Origin of the sequence: Paenibacillus solisilvae, assembly GCF_042656405.1 — a bacterium.
In the GTDB taxonomy this organism is placed as follows: Bacteria; Bacillota; Bacilli; order Paenibacillales; family Paenibacillaceae; genus Paenibacillus_Z; species Paenibacillus_Z solisilvae.
The window spans coordinates 13,896-37,950 of record NZ_JBHSOW010000024.1 but is presented as its reverse complement, the minus strand read 5'-3'; the positions used below and the strand labels follow the sequence as shown (position 1 = coordinate 37,950).

General features: G+C 48.1%; 16 protein-coding genes and 1 pseudogene. 12 read left to right on the top strand and 5 right to left on the bottom strand.

Features of this window, described 5'->3' with window-relative positions; translation table 11 throughout:
- Positions 1-132: 132 nt before the first annotated feature.
- The 4 genes from ACFPYJ_RS06675 to ACFPYJ_RS06660 form a co-directional block, all read right to left on the bottom strand.
- A complete protein-coding gene (locus tag ACFPYJ_RS06675) occupies positions 133-1,179 on the bottom strand; it encodes a YheC/YheD family endospore coat-associated protein (RefSeq protein WP_379187305.1) in 1,047 nt (348 codons plus the stop codon).
- A gap of 203 nt (positions 1,180-1,382) precedes the next feature.
- Entirely contained in the window at positions 1,383-1,589 is a 207-nt protein-coding gene (locus ACFPYJ_RS06670; protein WP_379187304.1) for a hypothetical protein, read from the bottom strand.
- Positions 1,590-2,413: 824 nt separating this feature from the next.
- Positions 2,414-2,986 (bottom strand): hypothetical protein, encoded by a 573-nt coding sequence (locus ACFPYJ_RS06665; protein WP_379187303.1) that lies wholly within the window; start codon positions 2,984-2,986, stop codon positions 2,414-2,416.
- 194 nt (positions 2,987-3,180) lie between these two features.
- Positions 3,181-4,608 carry a hypothetical protein gene (locus ACFPYJ_RS06660; protein ID WP_379187302.1) on the bottom strand — a complete coding sequence of 476 codons (1,428 nt, stop codon included), beginning with the start codon at positions 4,606-4,608 and terminating at the stop codon, positions 3,181-3,183.
- Between the two features lie 477 nt (positions 4,609-5,085).
- Between ACFPYJ_RS06660 and ACFPYJ_RS06655 the strand changes: the two are divergent.
- The 3 genes and pseudogenes from ACFPYJ_RS06655 to ACFPYJ_RS06645 form a co-directional block, all read left to right on the top strand.
- A pseudogene (locus tag ACFPYJ_RS06655) lies at positions 5,086-5,293 on the top strand (spore germination protein); the annotation flags it as partial.
- 369 nt (positions 5,294-5,662) lie between these two features.
- Entirely contained in the window at positions 5,663-6,748 is a 1,086-nt protein-coding gene (locus ACFPYJ_RS06650; protein WP_379187301.1) for a DUF6702 family protein, read from the top strand.
- 129 nt (positions 6,749-6,877) lie between these two features.
- Positions 6,878-9,433, top strand: coding sequence for an outer membrane protein assembly factor BamB family protein (locus ACFPYJ_RS06645; RefSeq protein ID WP_379187299.1), 2,556 nt, complete (start codon positions 6,878-6,880; stop codon positions 9,431-9,433).
- Positions 9,434-10,221: 788 nt separating this feature from the next.
- Here the strand turns inward: ACFPYJ_RS06645 and ACFPYJ_RS06640 are convergent.
- Entirely contained in the window at positions 10,222-11,112 is an 891-nt protein-coding gene (locus tag ACFPYJ_RS06640) for a diacylglycerol/lipid kinase family protein (protein ID WP_379187298.1), read from the bottom strand.
- A gap of 373 nt (positions 11,113-11,485) precedes the next feature.
- On the opposite strand from ACFPYJ_RS06640, the gene ACFPYJ_RS06635 reads away from it, so the two are divergent.
- The 9 genes from ACFPYJ_RS06635 to ACFPYJ_RS06595 all read left to right on the top strand — a co-directional run bounded on the left by ACFPYJ_RS06635 (position 11,486) and on the right by ACFPYJ_RS06595 (position 24,043).
- A complete protein-coding gene (locus tag ACFPYJ_RS06635) occupies positions 11,486-11,608 on the top strand; it encodes a hypothetical protein (RefSeq protein ID WP_379187297.1) in 123 nt (40 codons plus the stop codon).
- A 217-nt stretch (positions 11,609-11,825) separates the two neighbouring features.
- Positions 11,826-13,112: an MFS transporter gene (locus ACFPYJ_RS06630; RefSeq protein WP_379187296.1), complete on the top strand. Its 1,287-nt coding sequence runs from the start codon at positions 11,826-11,828 to the stop codon at positions 13,110-13,112.
- A 184-nt stretch (positions 13,113-13,296) separates the two neighbouring features.
- The gene (locus tag ACFPYJ_RS06625; RefSeq protein ID WP_379187295.1) at positions 13,297-14,745 is read left to right on the top strand and encodes a serine hydrolase domain-containing protein; all 1,449 of its coding nucleotides are present in this window, start codon (positions 13,297-13,299) and stop codon (positions 14,743-14,745) included.
- 239 nt (positions 14,746-14,984) lie between these two features.
- Positions 14,985-18,260, top strand: a complete 3,276-nt coding sequence (icmF, locus tag ACFPYJ_RS06620; protein WP_379187294.1) for a fused isobutyryl-CoA mutase/GTPase IcmF — start codon at positions 14,985-14,987, stop codon at positions 18,258-18,260.
- Positions 18,261-18,282: 22 nt separating this feature from the next.
- Positions 18,283-18,834: a cob(I)yrinic acid a,c-diamide adenosyltransferase gene (locus ACFPYJ_RS06615; protein ID WP_379187293.1), complete on the top strand. Its 552-nt coding sequence runs from the start codon at positions 18,283-18,285 to the stop codon at positions 18,832-18,834.
- A gap of 528 nt (positions 18,835-19,362) precedes the next feature.
- Entirely contained in the window at positions 19,363-20,769 is a 1,407-nt protein-coding gene (locus ACFPYJ_RS06610) for an ABC transporter substrate-binding protein (RefSeq protein WP_379187292.1), read from the top strand.
- 618 nt (positions 20,770-21,387) lie between these two features.
- Positions 21,388-22,182: an SDR family NAD(P)-dependent oxidoreductase gene (locus ACFPYJ_RS06605; protein ID WP_379187291.1), complete on the top strand. Its 795-nt coding sequence runs from the start codon at positions 21,388-21,390 to the stop codon at positions 22,180-22,182.
- Entirely contained in the window at positions 22,179-23,426 is a 1,248-nt protein-coding gene (locus tag ACFPYJ_RS06600; protein WP_379187289.1) for an enolase C-terminal domain-like protein, read from the top strand. Before ACFPYJ_RS06605 ends, ACFPYJ_RS06600 begins: the two co-directional genes overlap by 4 nt.
- Before the next feature lie 263 nt (positions 23,427-23,689).
- Positions 23,690-24,043, top strand: coding sequence for a DoxX family protein (locus ACFPYJ_RS06595; RefSeq protein ID WP_379187287.1), 354 nt, complete (start codon positions 23,690-23,692; stop codon positions 24,041-24,043).
- Positions 24,044-24,055: the final 12 nt, after the last annotated feature.

Genomic DNA, 24,055 nt, shown 5'->3' with positions numbered 1-24,055 from the left:
TCGTTTTGTGCTTTAAATGGACAAGTGACTTTAATGCATCAATGGGATTTACATGTTAAACCCATGTAGTGGGGTCTTTCAACTGGAATATAATGGAATGTAACCATGCCAAGCCTCAACCCATATACTGAATCATCGGTATGGATCAGTGTGTGTGTGCAAATATTGAGCATATTGTATCGGTCGCTTATACACGGCAAATTGATTGCGAATTCTATCATACAGATCTTTTTGTGGTTTTCCATTTAGTTCAATGATCCAAATATGATCGTCGTTGTCCAACGCAAAATCTACACTAAACTCGCCTAAATGGTGGATTTTATTTTCTTCCATTATTTCTGCGGATCTTAAACTTAAGTTGTAAATCGATTGAATGATAGCATTCACCTTGTCAGGCGGGTACAAACGTTTGAGAACTTCTACGGATAAACAAGCCTTTTCACAGATACTGGTATTGTAACTGCCTTTATGGGCAATCCGGCTGACGACATTCGTGACAGACCATAAGCCTTTATCATTTTTTTGTACAAGCGCTCGGATATCGAAAATTTTATTGTTCAATTGCCGTATATGAACTCCTTTTTGGATGATATAGGGAGTGGAGCCGATTAGCTTTTGAATAGTCTCATCAAATGGTTTGGAGTCTTTTAAAATGATTTTAGGTGCGAAATAATAGAGGCCAATGTGGATTTCCCCTGAATTCTTCATCTCCACACGATAAACGCCTTTCCCTTTATGTCCGTAGACAGGTTTAAAATAGAGGACTTTATGAACCTCTAGCAAATGAAGTGCGTTCTCTTTATCGAAGGGAACGGTTACCGGTAAATAGTCAAAAAGCCATCTGCTTAAATTCGTATGGACTTCATGTTTATTGAACTGGTTAATACGATTGAAGCACTTATCTTTACCGATTAATGTCTCCAAACGTTCAATCAACTCTTGATGGGTATCGTAACAGCGGTTATAGACAACTTGGGGGAAAGGAAATTTACTTAGCGCCCATTTTCGGTTTGAACGATGAAGTCCGACTATACTCTTATTCTTCCAGTTTATAGAATGTGGAGTAAAACAGAATAATTTCATATTGGTCTTATTAGTTTGAAGATATTGTTGAAGGACATACTTCCTTTGATTACGGTTTGCAACCAGAATACCTACAAAACCGTGATTATTGTTCATCACTTGCCTCCATTATTTTAATAAAGAGAGTCATAATGATAGGATATGAAACTAAAAATAGAAATGCATGGACAACAATACAATCGAATCGAATTTATTTTTTACCATAGTTGTTTGCACTGAATCTCACCACCCGGAATAAACTTACTCTGAGTCAAAAAGGGAGTGGTATCACCTTAGGTATAAATGCCAAATGGTGGTCATCAAGCCCTTAAACTTAGAATGTATAAAGGAGTGTCACACACAAATGGGTAGATTTTCAGGTCCCCCGGGACCTCCTGGACCACAAGGTCCTCAGGGTCCACAAGGTCCTCAGGGTCCTCAAGGTATATGTCCCCCATGTCCTCCTGGACCACAAGGTCCACAAGGTCCACAAGGTCCACAAGGTCCGCAAGGTCCGCAAGGTCCACAGGGACCTGCTGGCGTCGCCGATTTTGCATTTCTTTGCAGCACAGAAGAACAGAACGTAGAGCAAGCTGCAGCCCCAGGCGGGCAAGGGGAAGCCGTAACCTTTAACAGTTCACTGATCAATGGTACCGCTCTTACATTTAACCCGCCGACAACTATTGTCATTAATCAGACTGGCATTTACAATATCAGTTGGGAGGTATTTCCTACTCCAGGAAATAGCGCCTTTGGATTGTTCTTCGACCCTGCTGGATTTGCTCCAGCCGCACTGGTCCCTTGCAGCAATTACGGCTCAGGAGCAGGAAATAATCCTTACCAGGGTCAAGTCGTTACTGAATTAACAGCAGGTGGTACCTTAACATTAAACAGAATCGATAATATGGGTAATCTAGTGTTACAAAACGCTATTGGCGGAGGCACTCCTACTGTAAGTGCGTCTATTGTTATTGAAAGATTAGCATAATCCTAAATGTGAACCGCTTAGATTTCAATTGAGCAGTTGAACGATCGGGACTCGAGAGTGGGAGCGAAAAAGGAAAAGGCAGTCGGCTTACGTAGACTGGCTGCCTTATTCAACTAGCGGGCAGGATCATATTATGAAGATTATGACGATCAATTCTGTTAGTGGTCTTGCGGAATGAACTTGATCATATAAAGAAGCAACCGCGGAGGTAACCATACTCGGCGGTTGTTTCATTTAGAGGAGAATGTCATGGCCAATCCTCTTTGAGGAGTCGTGAAACGAATGCTCCCTTTACAGATATTGGTGAATAAATCACGATGCGAAGCGGTTAGAATAATAGCCCGATAGGAAGGCATGAAAGTTCTAGTTAATCGCTTCGTCATATTGAACGATCCCTGCATCTTCGAGCTCCCAGTACAAATTGGGAACATTGACATCAATCGTGACTTTCCTGCTGCTTACCATGTCTTCAATCTGCCGGTTGCCCTGTAACTCTTCTTTCAATAGTTGTGCGGTAATATCCGCTGTGAACACGTTCTTATCGTTGCTGGTCCGCTCATAGGCTTGTCCGGGCAAATTGCCATAAATGGCGATCACGCCGATAAAGTTCGGCGACTCCCGGAGCTCCGACAATCCTTCGGGGATTAATTTCCCCCGCTTCGGAGAAGCCATCAAGGTAATCCGATCGTAGGTTCCGTCCGGGAGCTGTTCCAATTGGCGGAGCTGATAACCTTCGACCATCACCCCATACCGGCTTACGAATGCCTCAAATTCATTCAGGGATAGGGCTTGCTCCATGGTAATGGTCACAGGAAGAGTTTCGGTCGTATGCTTGTAAGCCTGAAGCTGCGCGGTGCTCTGATAGTTGCTCTTTGATGCGGGATTCACATCGATTTCATTGTTCGAAGACTGGATCGCTACATATTCCTGATCCAACGCGTGAAGAGTTGCAAGTATATCCGGCCGGCTGTTTCCCTGTTCTCCAATGCTCGTCCCGCCCGCTTCCGGGCGGCCGGCACTGCCAGACAGCAGGGCAATAAGGAGGAGCGAAATACAAGCCCCATAACAAGTCTCTCTTCGGTATCGGATAACGATTCACTCCTTATCTGCCCAGCTGATTGCCAGCTAACTTATTTATTCAGACCGTACTTCCAGGGGACTTTTCCTAAGTAATCGGTTTGCTTCGGAATCATGTTTTTGCCGTTCCAATCCGACATGGAGGAATAGAAACGGATCTCGCCCGATTGGCTGGTGTTTTGCGGTTCAAAAGAAGAGCCGAAACGGTAACTGTAATTCGCTTTAACCGACCCGCGCGCTGTTACTTGTACGACATTGTCATTATCGATGCCGTCGCCGCCCTGATCAAAATTATCGAATTCAGGGTTAGGGAAATTGGTATACGTGTAGTTCCAAGAATCATTATCCAGGAAATCATCCCCGTCCATGGAGATCGACGGAAGCAAGGCGGACGTCGCAATGGTGCTGGCTGAACCCGGCGAATATTTGATTCCTTCGAGCTCGACGCGCAAATCGTCCGAAGCGTCAGATTCCGTCCAGGTACGCATGTAGCCTTCGTTTGGCGCGTACAAAGCTTCACTGCCATAAATTTTCTTCCAATAATCCGGAATGATGAAGCCCAGCTTGCCATAGGTAATCGTTTTCTTCACATAGCTGCCGTCGCTGTAATAATCCGCACCGGATTCAAAGTTTATATACAGCGAGCCGTTGATGACCATTAAGCCTTCCGACATATTCGGGATGGTCATGGAATCCTGCAGGTTACTCGGCTTTGCTTTGTTGTAGATACGCAGATAACTTGGCTTATTGCGGCCAAGCGATTGGCTGTAAATGATGTAATTGTCCGTAATGGCGACACCTTGGACTTGCTGCGGCGTCGAATAGGAATCGATTGGACTTGCCAATACGTTCTCCGCACTGTCCAAATTGTATCGGTACAAGGTAGATTCGGCCGTATCGTCGAATTTTCCGACCCACAAATCCCCGTCCGCATAATACGAATAAGAAGCCGAACTTAAGTTGTAGCCTTTATCGAGCTTAAGACCACTGTTATTGCCTGCAGCGGCGACATCGGACAATTTGTAGCGGAACGTGTTGAAGCTGCTATCTGCAGCTTTGGCTGTTGATGACACCCACAAATAATTGCTGCTGACCGCCAATCCTCCGACATGGCCGGCATGATGAATGGCGCCGCTTGTCTTGTCGTCGTTTAAATAAATGTTTTTCACATGATTGCCGGTCGCCCGGTCGATGACGGCAATGATGCTGTCTTTAACAGTAGTAGGACTGTTCTTATCATGATAATAATAAGCGATAAGAATCCAGTTTTTGGATGGCCAATAGGATATTCCTTGGGGGACGTACTTCTGATCTAGATTGGGAATGAGCGGCCCTTTCTTGAATACGGTATGATAATGGCCGAATTCATCATTATATGGAGCCGATAGATCGGTTGACGCCTGAACCGGTTCAATTGCGGGTACCGATCCTAAAACAGCAGCAAGCAACGCGGCGACGGAGCACTTTCGTAAAATGGACATCTGCAGCCTCCTCAAAGTTGTATTTATGAACCCCGGTTCACAAAAGTATTTCAAAAATAACATACCTGTCTGTGCAGGTACAGTCCCAAATCCGTCTGGACATCGGTCTAATTACCCATGTCCAACAGCTTTTGAAGGCAAATCATGTAATTGGTCATGTCTCAAATTAAAGCCTTAGTTCTCGAAGCCAATAGATAGCTTCGCAAACTAAGGCTATAAGTATGTACTCTTTATTACACAATTCTCATTAAAATGAACAGACTTTAATTGATATTTTTATCCTACCGTGATCAGCGGGATCAAATGATTAATTGGTATATATTCCTATTACATGTATCATATTATATCAACAAGCAATCCAGAGGGAGCTTGGAGACAGCGATGATTTAGTTTTCAAAAAAATCCAGTGCATGCAGACATGGCCTGCCGTTACGATTTATATCGATGGTCTGGTTGACTCCCAGCTGCTCCTTCAAGGAGCGAAATGTGGGGGAGCCCCAATCCCATACCGTTGTGCGCGGACCGATGGAAGGGTTTACAGAGAACCTTCGGACCGATACGGCCCTTATCCGCAGGCGCATTCGTGACCCGCGTCTTTGGATGGAAACCAGGCAAATAGGAACGTTTACCCCATACAAGCGTATCTTTCATGTATATCAAAGGTATAGCTGATGAAGGGATAATCGTGGTGCTGCCGCTCTTCTTATGGCTTGTTTATATGGTCAAGAGAAAAGGGAGGGATGCCCCCATTAAGCATTAAGGATAAGAAATAGTAGGAAGAGGCAGGATTAATTTTGAAATAAATGTAATTGAATGTTTTCGATAAGGAAATTTCGAAGAGGGTGTACCCGCAGCAGCAGTCGATCTGCTTTGGGGCATTCTCTTTTTTATTACCGGTCTCCTTATGTCGGTTGTCGAGAACGATGAAGGACTATAGTACCGAATTTCCGGGTTTACCAGACTTTAACTTGGGCTTATTCTTCCGCAAACAAAACTGCCACAGAATTAAGTCCGTTCAGAACGAAAGTCAAACACCGAGTGGAGGCCGTCAAAATTGCGCGCGAAATGGTTCTTGTCTTCGATCGTCATGTTTTTTCTATTCATTGTTTTGACCCCCGCATCACAGGTGTGGGCGCATACGGATAACAGCGAGGGCTTCTCAAGAATCTCCGCCATACCGGGTAAGCTTCACTATGAACTGATGCTCGATTATTTCGAATTTGGGCGTGTCGTGATGCTGGATGCACGTCCGGATGCAGCAGAGAGCGAGCTGATCCGGCTGCTGGATGAGCACAAGAAGGAAGTTACCGACTATATTAACTCCCATCTTCGGATCTATATTAACGGAGAAGCAGTAGACGGGGCGCTTGTCGAAACGAAGGTGATTTCTAAACTGGGGCGCTATTACGCCGACCTGAGCCTCAGCTATCCGAATGCGTCGAATGCCAAGGGAATTGAAATCGCTTACGAGATCTTCTTCGATGATAATGATTCCATGCATCGCAATATTACTGCTTACGAGTGGGAAGGCAAGGAAGGGCAGTTCGTCTTTAACAGCAGCGACAGGGAGATGGAACTGGGCAAAACCTGGTTTATCGGACAAGCTTGGCGGTTTATTCAACTGGGCTTCCATCATATTATGATCGGATTTGATCATATTTTGTTCGTTGCTGCGCTGGTGCTGACGTCGAGGAACTTCCGGTCGGTGTTAAAGGTTGCGACGATTTTCACACTGGCTCACAGTGTAACGCTTGGATTGACCGCATTCCAGGTTTTAACCGTACCGGCGGAAATCATCGAACCGTTAATTGCGCTGAGCATCTCATACGTGGCTATAGAAGCGTTCTTCCTTAACGACAGCAAAGCTCGCCCATTCGTCGTGTTTGGCTTCGGTCTCGTGCACGGGATCGGGTTCGCCGGCGCGCTGGAGATGACGGGCACCATTAAAGCAAGCTCGCTGCTGTCGCTGGCTGCTTTCAATATCGGTGTAGAGTTGGGACAGTTATTGATTATCTCCCTGCTGTTCCCGGTACTGCTTTATATCCGCAAGTACAATTGGGCGAGACCGGTGCAAATGACCGCGATCGCATCTGTGTTCGCCTTCGGCATTTTCTGGTATGTGGAGCGGATGATGGCTTAGTTTAATCTTCGGTTTGAGTTTTTGGAAGGGGGGATGCCATCGGACGTGGCTCCAAAGATGAGTTCAAGAAGAGTACAGAAACGTGGGAGATCAAAGCAAATATCGGAAATGATGAGGGAGGAACATAATTTGTCTTTCGAACGGAAATTGAAACGAAGCAAGAAAAAAGTTCAAGTCATAACAAGCATCGCGATGGCCGGATTGGCGCTTGCCGCCGTCATTAAGCCCGTTATGGCGGAAGCGACGGAAGCGACGGTTAGCGGGATCGTTTTCGCTGATAAGAACGGGAACGGTGTACAAGACAACAACGAGCAGGGGCTCAAGGGAGTCCGCGTATCTGACGGCGCATCGATTGTTCTGACGGATTCGCAAGGCAAATATACGTTGTCGGTAAATACGAACAGACGGGTAACGGACATCGCGTTCGTTACCGTGCCGAGCGGATACAGGGTCCAGACGAATGAATATAAAATTCCGCAATTTTATCAAAATCTAGGTAAGCTTGAGCCCAATGAGAGCCGCGAGACCAATTTCGCGCTGCAGCCGGCGCCTGAGTCGAAAAATCCGAATTTTGAGTTTGCCGGGATTGCCGACGTACATGTGCAAGCCGGAACGACCAACAACCGGGAACGATTCACGGGCCAATTGGCACAGCTGAACGAGCTGACCGGGGCGCCCGCGTTTATCACCATCAGCGGAGACATTACGAACGGTGCGTCGGACGCCGAGTTCAACGACTTTTTGGCAAGTACGTCTACTTCCATCCATCCGGTATATCCCGCCGTGGGCAACCACGATTTTACCGGTGGAGCTGACTTCGCGGCACGAATCGACCGCTACCGTACTTACTTAGGACCGGAATGGTATTCATATGATTACGGCGATAGACATTTTATTGTCCTGGAAAATAATATGGGCATGCGCGAAGCGGACCAAATGACATGGCTGAAGGCCGATCTGGAGCAAACCGGCAAGAAAAAGGAAATCGTCGTCATCACGCATCGGCCGTTCAACAACCCGCAAACGCCGGATGCGGCGGAAGCGCAGAAGTATATTGATCTGCTTGGGCAGTATAATACCCGCCTCGTGCTGATGGGTCACACGCATGTGAACGATGTGGCGACAGATACGATCAAATCGGCGGATCATGTCGTTACCAATTCCAGCTCCTACACCATCGACCAGACGCCAAACGGCTTCCGCGTCATTTCCTTTAAAGGCGGGAAAGAAAGTCATTCGTACAAAATGTACGGCGTCGAGAAAAGACTGGTCATCGTCAATCCTGCTCCGGGCAGTAAAGTGCCGCAGGGTAACATTCAATTACAGGTCAATGCGTACAACTCAACGAGCAGCGTGACGAAAGCGAGTTACCGGATTGACGGCGGAGCATGGCATTCGCTTAGCAATAGCGGTGAAATGACGTGGGCGGCGCAGTGGAAAGCAGGCAAAGAAAAGCTCGGCGAGCATACGATTGAAGTGAACGTCACGGATGACGGGCAGCATACCTGGTCCGAGAGCAGTACCTTTACGCTTGTCAATGCGGATGAGGCTGTCTCCCCGGTTATTGGCGCAAACTGGCCGATGTTCCACGGCAATGCGCAGCATACGGGAGAAGCGCTCGATGCATTGGCGCCGGATCTGAAATTGGCGTGGAGCCATTTGACCGACGGAACGATCCTCACCTCTTCGCCAGCCGTTGTGGACGGCAGGGTATTTATCGGTACGAGGGATGAGAACGGAACGGATCAGAACAGCGTGCTGGCGCTGGACCTGAAGACGGGAGATAAGAAGTGGAAGTTCACTCCGGATGCGCAAATTCAAGCTTCTCCTGCGGTTGCAGACGGCGTCGTATATGCGTCTTCCATTCGCGGTACCCTATATGCACTCGATGCCAAAAGCGGCAAAAAGCTGTGGGAGAAAAAAATCGGACAGGATGACGTAAACCGCGCCTGGATGTATTACTCGCCGACCGTTGCGGATGGTATTGTTTATCAGGCTTACAGCTCGAAGAGCGGCGGAGAAATGATGGCACTTAATGCCCGGACAGGAGAAACGGTATGGACAGCCAAACTTGCGGGCGGCTGGATTGCCGAGTGTTCTCCAGTCGTGAAAGACGGTAAAGTGTACGTCGGCGCGGACGGCGGTTATCTGATCGCGCTTGATGCGAAGGACGGCAAAGAGCTGTGGCGCAAGCAGCCGGCCGGAGGCTGGATGCATTCCATGCCGGCTGTCGCTGACGGCAAGATCTATATGGGTTACGGCGGTGGATTGCTCGTTGCATTGAATGCGGATACGGGGGCCGAGCTGTGGCGTTATAAGAACAATACGGGCTCGTATATCGCCGGCGACACAACAGGATCCTCCCCGGCCGTTGTCGACGGAGTCGTCTATATGGGCTTCCCGAACGGCAAAGTCGAGGCTCTCAAAGCCGATAACGGTGAGAAGCTTTGGAGTGCTGCAACGAACGGCGGCATTATATCTTCAGCAGCCGTATCCGGCGGCAATGTGTACATCGGTTCCAATGATGGCAACCTGTATGCACTCGATAAGCAGAACGGCCAGGTTCAGTGGTCGTATAAAATCGGGGCGTGGGTCGCTTCTTCTCCGGCGATTTCCGGCAACGCTCTGGTCGTCGGCGCCTTCGACGGCAACGTCTACACATTCACTTCTTCCGCAACAAAATAATAGGCCGAGGCCGACCTTTAGAGGTCGGCCCCTTCGGTTAAAGATGTAGTCAAGGCCGATAGTCGGAAGACAAGCCAATATTCCATTACAAGTCGCATCTCATGCGGCTTTTTTGTTTGATGAGACGGAAGTATGCCGCTTCTATGTGGTACAGCTCATAGGTCTTGCGCTTCATGAACGGTTGCGGACAGAAGAGTTTGGAGAGGCGGAGTACTATAAATGATAGAACTTTACAGCAGTTGTTTATTGGTCAGCAGTTGCTTTTATTCCGCTAGGGTTCATTTACCTTCTCATATGTGTCAGTGTCAAACATAAGGTGAGTCATACTTTTCTTCGTTTTACACTCTATCCAATATGCTGTTCGCTCGTTTTTGCGATACCAACCTTCTTCATCTTCGTGATGAATGGCGGCGGAAGTCTCTTTTCACCCGAAGCCCAGCTATTTCATGTATGGTTTGTCTCTACTGGAATTTATTAACCGATAAAGTATTCAAAGAAAAACACCCTTTCGGGTGTTTAAACTATTTCAGCATATCTGCTATTAACCATATCCACCCAATCATGGATATCCATAATGGAATCGATATTGTTGTACCCCAGAAGAACCCGATAGCAAAATTCCCGTTCTTATTCATCATGGTCATCAACTCCTGAATAAGATGTCGTCCATTTCTTTTCTGGGTAGTTAATTATAGTATATGTAAGCGCTTCAAAAAATACAATACAATTGTGTAAAAAATTCTGACAATTTAGTATTGGTTTCTGACAGGCCTTCGAAAAAAGTCCACTTATCCCTCTTCTGGTACGATCACCTGGACATGACTTGGCATCATACTGATCTTGATAGGCAAAGCTGGCCCACATTCGCCATCCACATTGGTGCTGACAGGTTCAACTGAGGATACACTTACACTTTTTGCGGTGAAGTATACAACGTCTTTATGATTCTTTAGGTTGCCGAGCAGCAAAGATAAGCTAACCGTAATTGTATTGAATACATGGAGATCTTTAATGATAAAGCAGTGCAGCAGACCATCATCAATAACGGCGTCAGGCGCGAGCTTTGCAAATCCGCCTACCGAGTTTGTTAGAGCAGCGAGAAAAAGAGGCGAGTCTCCCTCCCATATTTCTCCATCATGGCGAATGACAAGAGGATGGGAATGATTGCGCATGAGTTCCTTAATGCCTTCTTTTAAGTAGGCAAAAGCGCCAAGCTTGGATTTATCGTCTGACGATACGGAAGATAGCGATTCGGCAAGCGAACCCACAGCAGCTACATTGGCGAACAGTCTGTCGTTTAATCGCCCCATATCAACGGTATTCACTTTGGAAGAAGTAAGTGTCTGAATCGCCTTTTCCGGATTAAGGGGTATTTGTAAAGCGCGGGCAAAATCATTGACTGTTCCAAGAGGAATTATGCCAAGCGTCGGACGGTGCGTTTGATCGAGAAAACCATTAATCGTTTCATTTAGCGTACCATCTCCGCCGATGGTAACAATCAGATCATAACCTTGCTCGCAAGCAGTGATACAATAACGGGTTGCATCCAGTTCCTTTTCCGTCTCATTGACTGCGACATGAAATCCTTTATCATATAGAATTTCTTCTGTATTTCTAACATATTCGAGAGCTTCTTCTTTTCCGGAAGAGGGATTAACTATGATCATCGCTTGTTTCATATACATATTCCTCTCCATTTGTATTTATGGGATGCATTTACTTCATTGATGAGGAAGTTCCTTAAAGAAAAGCCGGCACTGACTGCTGACTATGTCAACATCGTAAGTGACGGCTTTTCTTATAAGTATGATCTCGCACTGCTGCGCGCCACTTTAACCTTCTCAGGGAGCCCTTCCTCTAGAAGACACTTTTCGTACTATGACCTTATTAAACCTGGACAAGTTATTTTGAACCTAGAGGATCGAAAAGGGTTGAGAGGCATGATTTTGTTTAATAGACACTAGGAAATCCTAGTATGAGCAAATCAAGGAGTGATCCGCAGTGGTTAATCAGATCGAGATTGGGAAATAGGATGACAGGCTGCGGCAAGGGATGATCGATTTCTTCAATTATCTATTGTCTGGAGGATTTAAGCTTCAGGCGGTGGCAGATGCAAAGACTGCTGCTGAGTTTGCGGGCGCGAATCTTGATCTGGCGGTTGTTTTGGCGTTCTGATCGAAGAAATATCGCGAGCGGAACGTTAATATCCATTTCAAAATAAGCGACCACAATTCACCGGCCGTCCTCATAAGAGAGGGTTCCCGGCTTTTTACTGTTTCTCGAAGGAACTCCACCCATTGTGAATTCTGTTTTAAGATGTGAATGCGGCAGCTTCATCTTTAATAAGCTTTAATAGATGGACGCTAGGTTTGATGCCGGAGGGAGCATTCTTATGAAAAACAAGCTGATCAATTCACCGGTCATGTATGCGTTTGGCATGCTGGCTATGATGATTCCAAGCACGGCTTTCAGCTCCTTCTATAGTTATTTCTACGTGGAAAAGCTCGGATTGGGCATCGGTCTAGCAACACTGGCACGCACAATCTTTCTCATCTGGGATGCTGTCAATCAGCCGCTTGCAGGCTATCTATCCGACCGGACGAGTACGCGCTTCGGACGCCGGAGTCCATGGCTGTTAGGGATGATGCCGCTGTTCATATTAACGTTTATTATGGTCTACTCCGTGCCGGTAGGCTTAACGGGATATGGGCTGTTCGCATGGTTCCTTACAGCGCTTGTGCTGTATGAAGCAGCCGCTACTGTGCTATGGGTCAATTATGGCGCACTCTTTCCGGAGTTGTTTAAGGGCGATCGCATTCGAGCAAAAGCTTCAGCCATCCAGCAGGGATTTCAAATTGTTGCTCTGCTCATCGGCACTGCGCTTACTCCGATTCTGTTCACGGCTGTAGGCTTCGGAAGAATGTCCGTCCTATTTGCGCTGGCCTTCGCCGTGTTTATGCTGCTGTGCATACGATTCGTCCAGGAGGATGAAGAAGCGGGGAAGTCTGTGCCGGTTGGCTTCAAGGAATCGTTCCGATCGACACTAAAGAACCATGCTTTCTGGATGTTTAATATCTCGAACTCCTTCGCCCAGACGGTTAACGGGCTGATAGCCGCAACCATCCCTTTTTACGCTAAGTATGTATTGAAAATTCCAGAGTCACAAGTATCACTGCTGCTGGCATCTATCTTTGTCTCTGTCATTCCGCTTGTCGGCGTATGGTACTGGATGCTTGGTAAAATGAACCCCGTGAAAGGATGGCGCCTTTCGCTGCTCGCTTATGGTTTATCGGTGATCCCGCTTTGGTTTGGAAGCAGCTTGCTGAGCGGCATACTCGCCGGTATATTGGTGGGCTTTGGGCTCGCAGGCTTTCTCATCACACCTCCGCTTGTCAGCAGCATCATAATCGACCGCGATTTTGCAGCAACGGGCTGCAGAAGGGAGGGTGTATACACTGCAGTGAGCGGATTTATTACCCGTTCCAGCGGGCTGATCTCTGCGCTGTCCTTTCTGGTTGTCGGCATGATTTTCGGGTATGAAAGCGGAGATAAGCCCGGACCTAACCCTGAGGCGACCTTTCGTTATTTGATCAGTGCAGTCCCGCTGGCGCTGCTTGCAACGGCCTTCGTCTTGTCCTTATTCGTACGAATCGAAAGCGAAAAACGCGGTGATAACTAATTAAAAAATGCATAAATGGTTGGGGTAGTACGACTGCCCGCGGCTGCGGAGAAATAACCGGTTATCACCAGGATATTGGTGTTAATCGGCTATTTTTGCGGGTTATGAAAGCGGACACGAAAATGCTTGCCAGACCTATGCGATTGGAGTAAGTTAGTAGTTAGTAGTATAAAGGAGGAATGAAATGATGGAACGGACAAGTTTGCATGTACCCAGAAGTCTGCCGGAAGAACAAGGAATTCCCTCCGCAGCTTTGATTGAATTTTTAAATGCTGTACAAGAACGTAATTTGGAACTGCATAGTCTTATGCTGCTCAGGCACGGCCAGGTGGTAGCAGAGGGCTGGTGGAAGCCTTATGCATCAGATATTCCCCATATGCTGTTCTCACTCAGCAAAAGCTTTACCTCAACCGCCATCGGATTCGCCGCTTCGGAAGGGAAGCTGTCGGTGGATGATACGGTCGTATCGTTCTTCCCGGATGATGCCCCAGAAGAAATAGAGCCGAATTTATCGGCTATGTGCATTCGTCATTTGCTAATGATGGGAACGGGCAATGATAAGGACACAACAAGCAGTCTGCACAAGAGCGAAGACGGGAATTGGGCTAAGGCGTTTCTTCAGGCTCCTGTCGAGCATGTACCCGGTACTCATTTTGTCTATAACAGTGGAGCTACATATATGCTTTCAGCCATACTGCAGAAGGTGACCGGCCAAACGCTGTTGGACTATTTGCAGCCGCGTTTGTTTGAACCGCTTGGTATTGAAGGAGCGACTTGGGAATCTTGTCCCCGGGGGATTAATGTCGGCGGCTGGGGGTTAAGCATCACCACGGAGGATATCGCCAAGTTTGGCCAGCTTTATCTGCAGAAAGGCATGTGGAACGGAAAGCGTCTCTTGCCGGAAGCGTGGATCGAGGAAGCAACGTCCAAGCAAATATCCAATGGAGACGGCGGAGACAGTGATTGGGCCCAAGGTTACGGCTACCAGTTCTGGCGGTGCCGGCATGGAGTGTACCGGGGAGATGGAGCGTTCGGCCAATTCTGTATCGTGATGCCGGAGCAGGATGCGGTGCTGGCTATGACAAGCGGAACGAACGATATGCAGGGTGTCTTGAATGCCGTGTGGGATCACCTGCTCCCGGCAATGAAGCCGTCGCCACTTTCACTTTCCCCGGATCAGGATTCACAAGCGAAGCTTGAGGCAAGGTTAAAGGCTCTGACCATCGATCACCCGCGGCAGCAGCCGGATTGTTCCCTGGAAGCAGCCATCTCCGGCAAGGAATATGAGCTCGAAGACAATGATCAGCACTGGACGAGTTTCTCTGTTTCTTTCGAAGACAATAGAGCAGTCGTCGTTCTGAGCAAGCAGGAAAATGAATATACGATTAATCTAGGCCGCTGTGATTGGGTGGAGGGAACCACGCGGCTGCTTCAGGATGAGGATAAACGCGTTGCTTCCAGCTTTACCTGGCTGCAGGAGGATACGCTTCAGCTGACCCTGAGGTTTATCGAAACACCTTTCGGCTATACAAGCCGGATTCTGTTTGAAGGGGATACTATCGTGTTGAACCAAAATTCAAACGTTCTATCCGATCTGACTGAAATTCGAGGGCGGGTAACGGAATTGGCATAGCTCAATAATCAGAACTGACAAAGGCCGCCGGAGCAATCTGGCGGTCTTTGAAGTGTTCCCTCAAAATTGAAAAGGGGTAGGTAACCATTTTGAATTCATTAATTATCGGGTTATTTTTTCTACAGCAGAGCTTGAAACCGTTCTAATGATGCGGAATCTCTCGCGTGAAATCGAATATTGTATTAAGGAGATGTAGAAGCCGGAGCGGGATAAAAATTGATGGAAGGGCGGAATGAACCTTGGAAACACAAGTTTATCGCCCGGTATGCCATGTGCGCTTTGTGACGGCTGCCGCTTTATTCGATGGCCATGACGCTTCCATAAACATTATGAGACGGATTCTTCAAGCTTCCGGTGTCGAGGTCATCCACCTGGGTCATAACCGTTCCGTTCATGAAGTGACGAGTGCGGCGATTCAGGAAGATGTACAGGGAATTGCCATCAGCTCCTATCAGGGCGGACATATCGAATATTTGACTTATATGTACGATGTGCTGAAACAGCAGGGAGCAGAACACATCAAGATCTTCGCGGGCGGAGGCGGTGTAATCGTTCCTGCGGAAATCAAGGCCTTGCATCAATACGGGATCGCCAGGATCTTCTCGCCTGATGATGGTCGAGAGATGGGACTGCAGGGCATGATCAATCATATGATCCAAATTTGTGATTATCGGGCACCAAGACAGGCGGAACAAGACTTGGCGTCATTGAAAGACCGAAACTGGGGAGCCGTTGCCAAGATGATTTCCCTTGCGGAAGACAGTGCAGCCAAGGCACAGTTGGACGATTCAGAGGCAGCGGTGCTGAAGCAGCTGCACGCTGATATTCCCGAGGTGCCGGTACTCGGCATTACGGGGACAGGTGGTGCGGGCAAGAGTTCGCTGACAGACGAATTGGTGCGACGGTATCTCGATTGTTTCCCTGATCGCTCGATTGCCGTTATCTCGATCGACCCGACCAAAATGAAGTCGGGCGGTGCGCTGCTTGGCGATCGGATCCGGATGAATGCAATTCAAGGCCCAAGAGTTTTCATGCGAAGCATGGCGACAAGAGGATCCAAGTCCGAGATCAGCGAGGCCACCAAGGATGCCATTGCAATCGTCAAGCGGGCGGGTTATGAATTCGTCATCATCGAAACGAGCGGAATTGGTCAAGGCGGATCGGCTATCGTGGAATTGTGCGACGTGGCAATGTACGTCATGACCAGTGAGTTTGGAGCAGCGACCCAGCTGGAGAAAATCGATATGATCGATTTTGCGGATGTCATCGTCATTAATAAATTCGAACGCCGGGGATCGGAGGACGCGCTTCGGGATGTGCGCAAGCAATACAAGCGAAGCCGACAAGCATTTGACGTGCCGGATGAACAATTACCCGTGTTCGGAACGATCGCCAGTCAATTCAATGATCCGGGAACGACGGTTCTCTTCCATCAGCTGATGAAGATTGTGGAGACGAAGGCAGGAGGAAGCTGGCCGGTACAGCATGATGCAGCTCTTAAGAAAGTGACGAAGAAAAATACGATCATCCCGCCGGACCGAACCAGGTACCTGGGCGAAATCATTCAAACCGTCCGTCAATACAAGAAATTTACGGAGGATCAAGTCGCCGTCGCCCGGAAGACGGCCCAGCTCAAGGGTACTAAGCAGATGATCGAATCCGACAACGGCAGGCATCTGTCTGAAGCCGAGGCGGATGTATTCGCGGAGAAGCTGGATGCCATGATCACCGATTACGAAACCAGGCTTCATCCGGAATGCCGGAAGCGATTGGAGGAGTGGCCGGAAATCCGTGAAGCGTACAAACAGGACCGGCTGGCCACCAAGGTTCGTAATAAGGAATCGATTACTGAACTGATTATTGAGTCGCTGTCGGGCAGCAGAATCCCGCGGGTCAGCTTGCCGAAGTTCGAGGAAGCCGGTGAAATTCTGCACTGGCTGCTGAAGGAGAACTTGCCTGGTTATTTCCCTTATACGGCGGGTGTATTCGCATTTAAGCGAACCAATGAAGATCCGAAGCGTCAATTCGCTGGGGAAGGAACACCCGAGCGGACCAACCGCCGTTTCCACTATCTCTGCCGAAATGACGAAGCCAAGCGGCTATCTACCGCATTCGACAGTGTGACTTTGTATGGACAGGATCCGAGCGATCGCCCCGATATTTATGGGAAGATCGGTAACAGCGGTGTGAACGTATGCTCATTGGACGACATGAAGAAGCTGTACGATGGCTTTGATCTTTGTCACCCTACTGTCAGTGTATCGATGACCATTAATGGTCCGGCACCGGTCATATTGGCGATGTTTATGAATACGGCCGTTGATCAGCAGGTCGATAAATTCGTGGAGAAGCAAGGGCGAAAGCCGGATGAAGCTGAATACGAGTCCATCAAAGCTTCGGCGCTGCAAGCGGTACGCGGAACGGTGCAAGCGGATATTCTCAAAGAGGACCAAGGGCAGAATACATGCATTTTTAGTACGGAGTTTGCCCTGAAAATGATGGGCGACATTCAACAGTACTTTATCGATCATCAGGTGCGCAATTATTACTCGGTCAGTATCAGCGGCTATCATATCGCGGAAGCAGGAGCCAACCCCATCACCCAATTGGCCTTTACGCTGGCGAACGGGTTTACGTACGTCGAATACTATTTATCTCGCGGAATGCGGATTGATGATTTCGCCCCGAACCTTTCGTTTTTCTTCAGTAATGGTTTAGATCCGGAGTACAGCGTCATGGGGCGCGTTGCCCGTCGCATATGGTCTACGGTTATGAAGTATAAGTACGGGGCCAATGAACGAAGTCAGAAGCTCAAGTACCACATCCAAACCTCCGGCCGCTCTCTGCATGCGCAGGAGATGGACTTCAACGATATCCGCACGACCCTGCAGGCGCTGATGGCGATTTATGATAACTGCAATTCCTTGCACACCAATGCGTATGACGAGGCTGTCACGACGCCAACCGAGAGTTCAGTACGCCGGGCGATGGCGATTCAACTCATTATCAATCGGGAGTTTGGACTTGCAAAGAACGAAAATCCGCTTCAAGGCTCCTTTGTCGTGGAGGAGCTGACCGACCTTATGGAAGAAGCCGTTCTCAAGGAATTCCAGCGCATTCATGATCGCGGGGGCGTGCTTGGCGCGATGGAAACCCAGTACCAGCGGGGCAAAATTCAAGAGGAATCGCTTTTTTATGAGCATAAGAAGCACGCCGGAGAACTGCCGATTATCGGGGTGAATACGTTTCTTGATCCTAACCCAAGCGAGAATCGTTATGATATTGAACTGGCCCGTTCGACGGAAGTAGAGAAGCAGGAGCAAATTCGCAATTTGCAGACCTTTCAGCTGAAGCATCAGGATCGGTGCGCAGCTGGGATTGATCATCTGAAGCAGGTTGCTCTAGAAGACGGAAACCTTTTCGAGGCGCTTATGGAAGTTGTGAAATCAGCGTCGATCGGACAGATCACGAGTGCTTTATATGAAATCGGGGGGCAGTACCGGCGAAATATGTAGGTGCAGGTGAGGAGGGATTTCTGTGAAAATTTATACAAGAACAGGAGACAAAGGCCAAACCAGCTTAGTTTACGGAAAACGGGTATCAAAGCATTCCCCGCGGGTTCATGCCTACGGCACCTGCGACGAAGCCAATTCGATGATCGGCTTAGCGCTTTCAGCACTGGGGCAGGGCGAAGAATGGTCTTCTTTTCGGCAGCTTATACATGTCGTTCAAACGAAACTGTTCCATGTAGGGGCGGAATTGGCGACTCCGCCGGGAAAGAAGGTCGCGTGGCCGATAGCGGAAGAGGATGTTCGTTATCTGGAGGAACAGATTGACGAGATGGAGGCAATTTTGCCCGCATTAACCAATTTTATTTTGCCTGGCGGTCATCTGTGCGGGGCTTCGCTTCATATGGCAAGGACGATCGTTCGCCGAGCGGAAAGAATGGCCGCCCTGGTAAGGAAGGAGGAGGAAATCAATCCGGTTGTCCTCTCGTATTTAAACCGGCTCTCCGATATGCTGTTCGTAGCTGCCCGATACGTCAATCATCGGGAAGGATTATCCGAACCGGGATTGCATCAGGAATAGCTCCCCTCGTACCGAGGCAATTGTTCGTTACAAAACCGATAATTAATGATATTAAATAAATAATTGCAAAGATGATGATTAATGCTATTAAATAAATAATTAGCCGCAAAGCCAGTAGGTAATGATAGTTAAATAAATAGTTAGCTCCAAAACTATAATTAATGCTATTAAATAAATTGCGTGGTATCCGGGCTCCATTGAGTACCGGATTTTTTCGTTTGATTACCGACCTCGCCCGGAAATATCAGAGGGTTAAATGAACCTATAATAGGGCGGAAATGCCCCGTTGTGGTCATGAAGTGCATCGATTATGTTGGGAATAGCAGCTTATGGAATAACAGCTGTGCGGCATTATATCCGTCTTTCGAGGTGATCCGGAGGTGAAATTAATGATCGAAAGCCGGCAGCAGATCTGCTGATCCATGCCAGGGATTTCCACTGAATCTGCCGAACATTGTAAGCGCTTTTTATGGAAGTTATGCCCTGCTGCAGTCTGGAACATTGAATCTGGATGGAGGTTATGCGATCGTGAAAAAGTTTATCGGTATCACGCTTCTGAGCATCATGGCAATTGCGGCCATCTCTGGCTGCACGAATGAAGCCGCCAATACGCCCAGCGGCAGTGTAAAGGAAGAATCCTCCGATAAACAAGACAACGTCAAGAAGGATTCTGTCGAAGAGTCTGGTAATGCCAATGAGGAATCCGCCGAAACGAATGACAACGAGCTGTTCATCTATACGGGGGATCAGCTTTTTAACAAACGCTATGTGGATGAAGACAATTTTGAAATGCTCATCGGCCAATTTATCAAAAAAAAGTTCCCGAATATCGTGGTCAAACATGTTCAATGGGACGATGGCAACCGTTATGAGGATCTGGTAGCAAAACAAACCTTTCCGGATATTATCCTTGAGGATGTACGCCGCAATACGCACCGATATGTAGAAAGGTACAATTTGCAATATGATATGAGCGAACTGATCAAAAAGCATAATTTTGACACCGGCAAATTGGATCCGGCCTTCCTGCAGATGTCGAAAAACGCGTCGGATGGGAAGCTGTACTCCTTGCCATTCGAAGGAAGCGAGTATCTGCTGTATTACAACAAGGACATTTTCGATAAGTTCGGTGTGGATTATCCTAAACCGGGGATGACCTATGATCAAATTTATGAACTGGCCAAAAAGCTGACGCGTCAGGAAGGGGATATTACCTATAAGGGATACCAGCAGCACCCCGAATATTATATGATGTTAAACCAGCTTTCAGAGCCCGCACTCGACCCGGTCGAAGACAAAGCTTCCTTGTTATCGGACAAATGGAGCAAGATCGTAAACAATCTCAGGCGCTTCTATGACATTCCCGGCAATCAATTCACGACGGTTAAAGATTTTCCAAAAGGTCAAATCGCCATGGCGGTTGATGTCGAACAAGGTATCGTCGATTACGCGACAAACTATAAAGACTTGAATTTCGACATAGCTCCGGTGCCCGTATTTCCGGAAGCGTCTCACTCCAAATATCAACCCTATTCTTACGGAGCATTTATTACAAATCAGTCCAAGAATAAAGATCTTGCGTTCGAGGTGCTCGCTTATCTTCTATCGGAAGAAATCCAAATCGAAAGGTCCAAAATGGGGATCAGTTCGCCTTTGAAGAGCGATGCTGTTCGGGCAGCGTATTTGCAAGGCGTACCTCAGATGGAAGGGAAACAGCTCCAGTCGTTCTTTGCCCTGGACAGTGCGATGCCGGCCCCCCGAAAACCCGGGTTGACCTTCATCGATCCCAAAGTGCGCAATGTATTTAATCCCTTGATCTTCGAAGAATCCAAGGATACCCAAACGGCGCTGCGGGTCACCAACGAAGAGATGAACAAGGCGATTGACGAGACGAGTGCGGTTCAAAAGGGGGGCGGAGTCAGCCCGCATTTGTAAAAACGGAACATCGTAGCACAGGGAGCAGACGCTTACTTTTATTAACCCGCCTTCAGATTTGCAATTTTGTTCAGGCTTTATGAATGCTGCAACGCCAACGCCTTGGGGCGTTCTTATTATCATGGAAAGCTGTTGTACTCAATAAACATGAGGAGAAGACTGTTGATAATCATGTATAATCAGCCATTCTTGAAGGATATAATATTGAAGTCAATTGTTCTGCTGAAGGACGTTGACGTGAAGATATGGACGGTAGACATTCAAAAAATGTCTACCGTCTTTTCTATGTTTGGGGTCAAAAGGAACGGAGCTGGATCAGCCAATAAGCTCATACCTCGATAATAGCGAGTATTTCGAAAAAAGTAAGCGCTGACAAATAGTAAACACGATATAGAAGGAAATATAAGTAAGCTTACGAATACATATAGAATGCGGTGTACATGCACTTAGACGGAGGGACACGAAATGATGACAATTTTAGCGGTGGACGAAGACAATTTGTACGATTAGGGCATACACACAACAAACTCTTAAGCAAGCTGGTGATCATGGCGATTACGATCTTTACGATAATGGCTCGTGGTCTCTTTCTACATCGTTTTGAACAGGAGGTTAAGTATGGGGCAATCAGAACGAAATCGAACGGCGCTTGTCACTGGAGCGAGCACAGGGATCGGCAGAGGAATTGCGCTGGCGCTGGCGTCCCGCGGATACGATCTAGCCATCGGGCATTATGACGAGCCGGCGGAAGCAGGGGAAGTGGCTGAGCGAATCAAACTGGACTATGGTCGGGCGTGCCATGTATTTCAAGGTGATTTGGCCGAACCGCATATGCCGGGCAAACTGGCTGCGTTTGCGGTGGAAGCGCTTGGCGACGTTGATGTGCTGGTGAACAACGCGGGCTTAGTGAGATTCAAAGCGATTACCGAGCTCGACGCTGCGGAAATGGATCGCGTGTACAGCATCAATTTTCGCGCTCCGATGCTGACTATGCAGGCAATTTCAAAGCATATGGTGGAACGGCGGCTGAAAGGCGCAATCATAAACATCACTTCGTCCCGAGCTGAAAGAGCCTATCCATCTGATGCGGTATATGGCGGGTTGAAGGCAGCTTTAATGCGAGCTGCGCAATCCATTGCGCTCGATCTGGCTCCGCACGGCATCCGTGTCAACTGTGTCGCTCCAGGAGCGACGGCCGTTCGCGGCGATCCGCGCTCGTTAGCAGGATACAAAGTACTTGGCGGAAAAATTCCACTGTCGAGGATCGGCACACCGGAGGATATCGCAAGCGCGGTAGCTTGGCTTGCTGCTGAGGAAGCCAGCTATATTACCGGCACCACGATCCGCGTAGATGGAGGATTAATTCTGCCGGGTATGCCGGAAAGCAGCGGCGGGGCTGGATGGAGCAAGTGAGATTAAGAACAAATATGAGAGAGCAGGGAGAGGGACAAACGATGTCGAATTTGACGATTCGTGACGTGAAAGTGATCTTGACGGCACCGGAGGGCATTAATCTGGTCGTGGTTAAAATTGAAACTTCTGAACCTGGGCTGTACGGACTGGGGTGTGCTACCTTCACGCAGCGCTACCTTTCGGTCGCTGCAGCGATCGAGCAATACTTGAAACCGTTTCTGATTGGCAAAGACCCGCATCGGATTGAGGACATATGGCAATCGGCTATGGTGAGCTCCTACTGGCGCAACGGACCTGTACTGAACAATGCATTATCCGGTATAGATATGGCATTATGGGATATTAAAGGGAAAACCGCGGGTTTACCGGTGTACCAGCTGTTAGGCGGCAAATGCCGGGAAGCGGCGGCCATCTACCGGCATGCTGACGGTCGGGACGAGCGGGAAGTGGAAGACAACGTACGAAAGTATATGGAGCAGGGGGTTCGCCACATTCGCTGCCAAATGGGCGGTTATGGCGGCCGGGGCCATAAGCTTCACCAACCGGATAATCCGCTGCCGGGCGCTTATTTCGATCCGAATGCATATGCTCGCAGCGTACCGCTAATGTTCGATCATGTCCGCAGTGCAGTCGGCTTGGAGGTCGAGCTGCTGCATGACATTCACGAGAGGCTCGTTCCGATTGAGGCGGTCAGACTTGCCAAGCAGCTCGAGCCATATCGACTTTTCTTCCTGGAAGATTCACTCGCGCCAGAACAGCTGGACTGGTTCGAGACGATGCGCAGTCAAAGCGCCACCCCGATCGCCATGGGCGAGCTGTTCACGCATCCGCGAGAATGGACACCGCTGATCGCAGGCAGGCTGATCGACTTCATTCGCTGCCATATCAGCGCGATTGGCGGATTGACGCCGGCGAAGAAACTCGCTTCGCTATGTGAGGCTTTCAGTGTTCGCACCGCATGGCATGGCCCCGGCGATGTTTCGCCAGTCGGACATGCGGCCAACCTGCATCTGGATGTCAGCTCGATCAACTTCGGCATTCAGGAGTGGTACGGTTTCTCCGAGCAAATCCAGGAAGTATTCCCAGGCTGTCCGGAGCTCAGGAACGGCTATGCGTACCCGAATGATAAGCCCGGTCTGGGCGTAGATATTGACGAGAAGAAGGCTGCCGATTATCCTTGTGACAACCGTCTGCCAGAATGGACGTTAGCCCGCACACCGGATGGCACCTCGGTAAGGCCATAACATACGAAAAGAGCCTTGTTTCCTTATTCATTCAGGAAAGAAGGCTCGTTTTAATTTGCAGCTCCCATCGCAAGACATTCCCCCCTTAAAGTAGACAGTAAATTACTGTTATCTTAGAGGGGTTTTTATCGTGAGCAGAATCAATCGTTGATATACAGTTGAAGCAAAATATAAACATGTTGACAGGTTTATGCCCTGTTATTATAATAAATATTATTATAATAACTAATTATAGGATAAAATTAAAAGGAGCGAATGCATGCATGCACATTTTATCAGTCATTCTTCAAAGTATTTTAGGAATTGGGTTTCTGTTATTCGGTCTTATGAAATTTGGCAGTAAACAGATGGTGGATGAATTCAAGAGATACCGGCTGTCATCAGCGATGAGAATCTTTACGGGACTGGTAGAAGTCGTAGCGGCGGCTATCGTTATTATTGGAATTTGGATCGATCCGTATAATGTGGTTGGCGCAATATTAATTGCAGTAACGATGTTTTTTGCGGTTTTAGTCCATTTGATTCGTGTCAAGGATCCAGCAGCCAAAGTATTGATGCCGTTCATTCTGTTCGTCATGGCATTGATTATAATCAGCTTGAACTGGAACACACTATAAGATAAGGAGCTA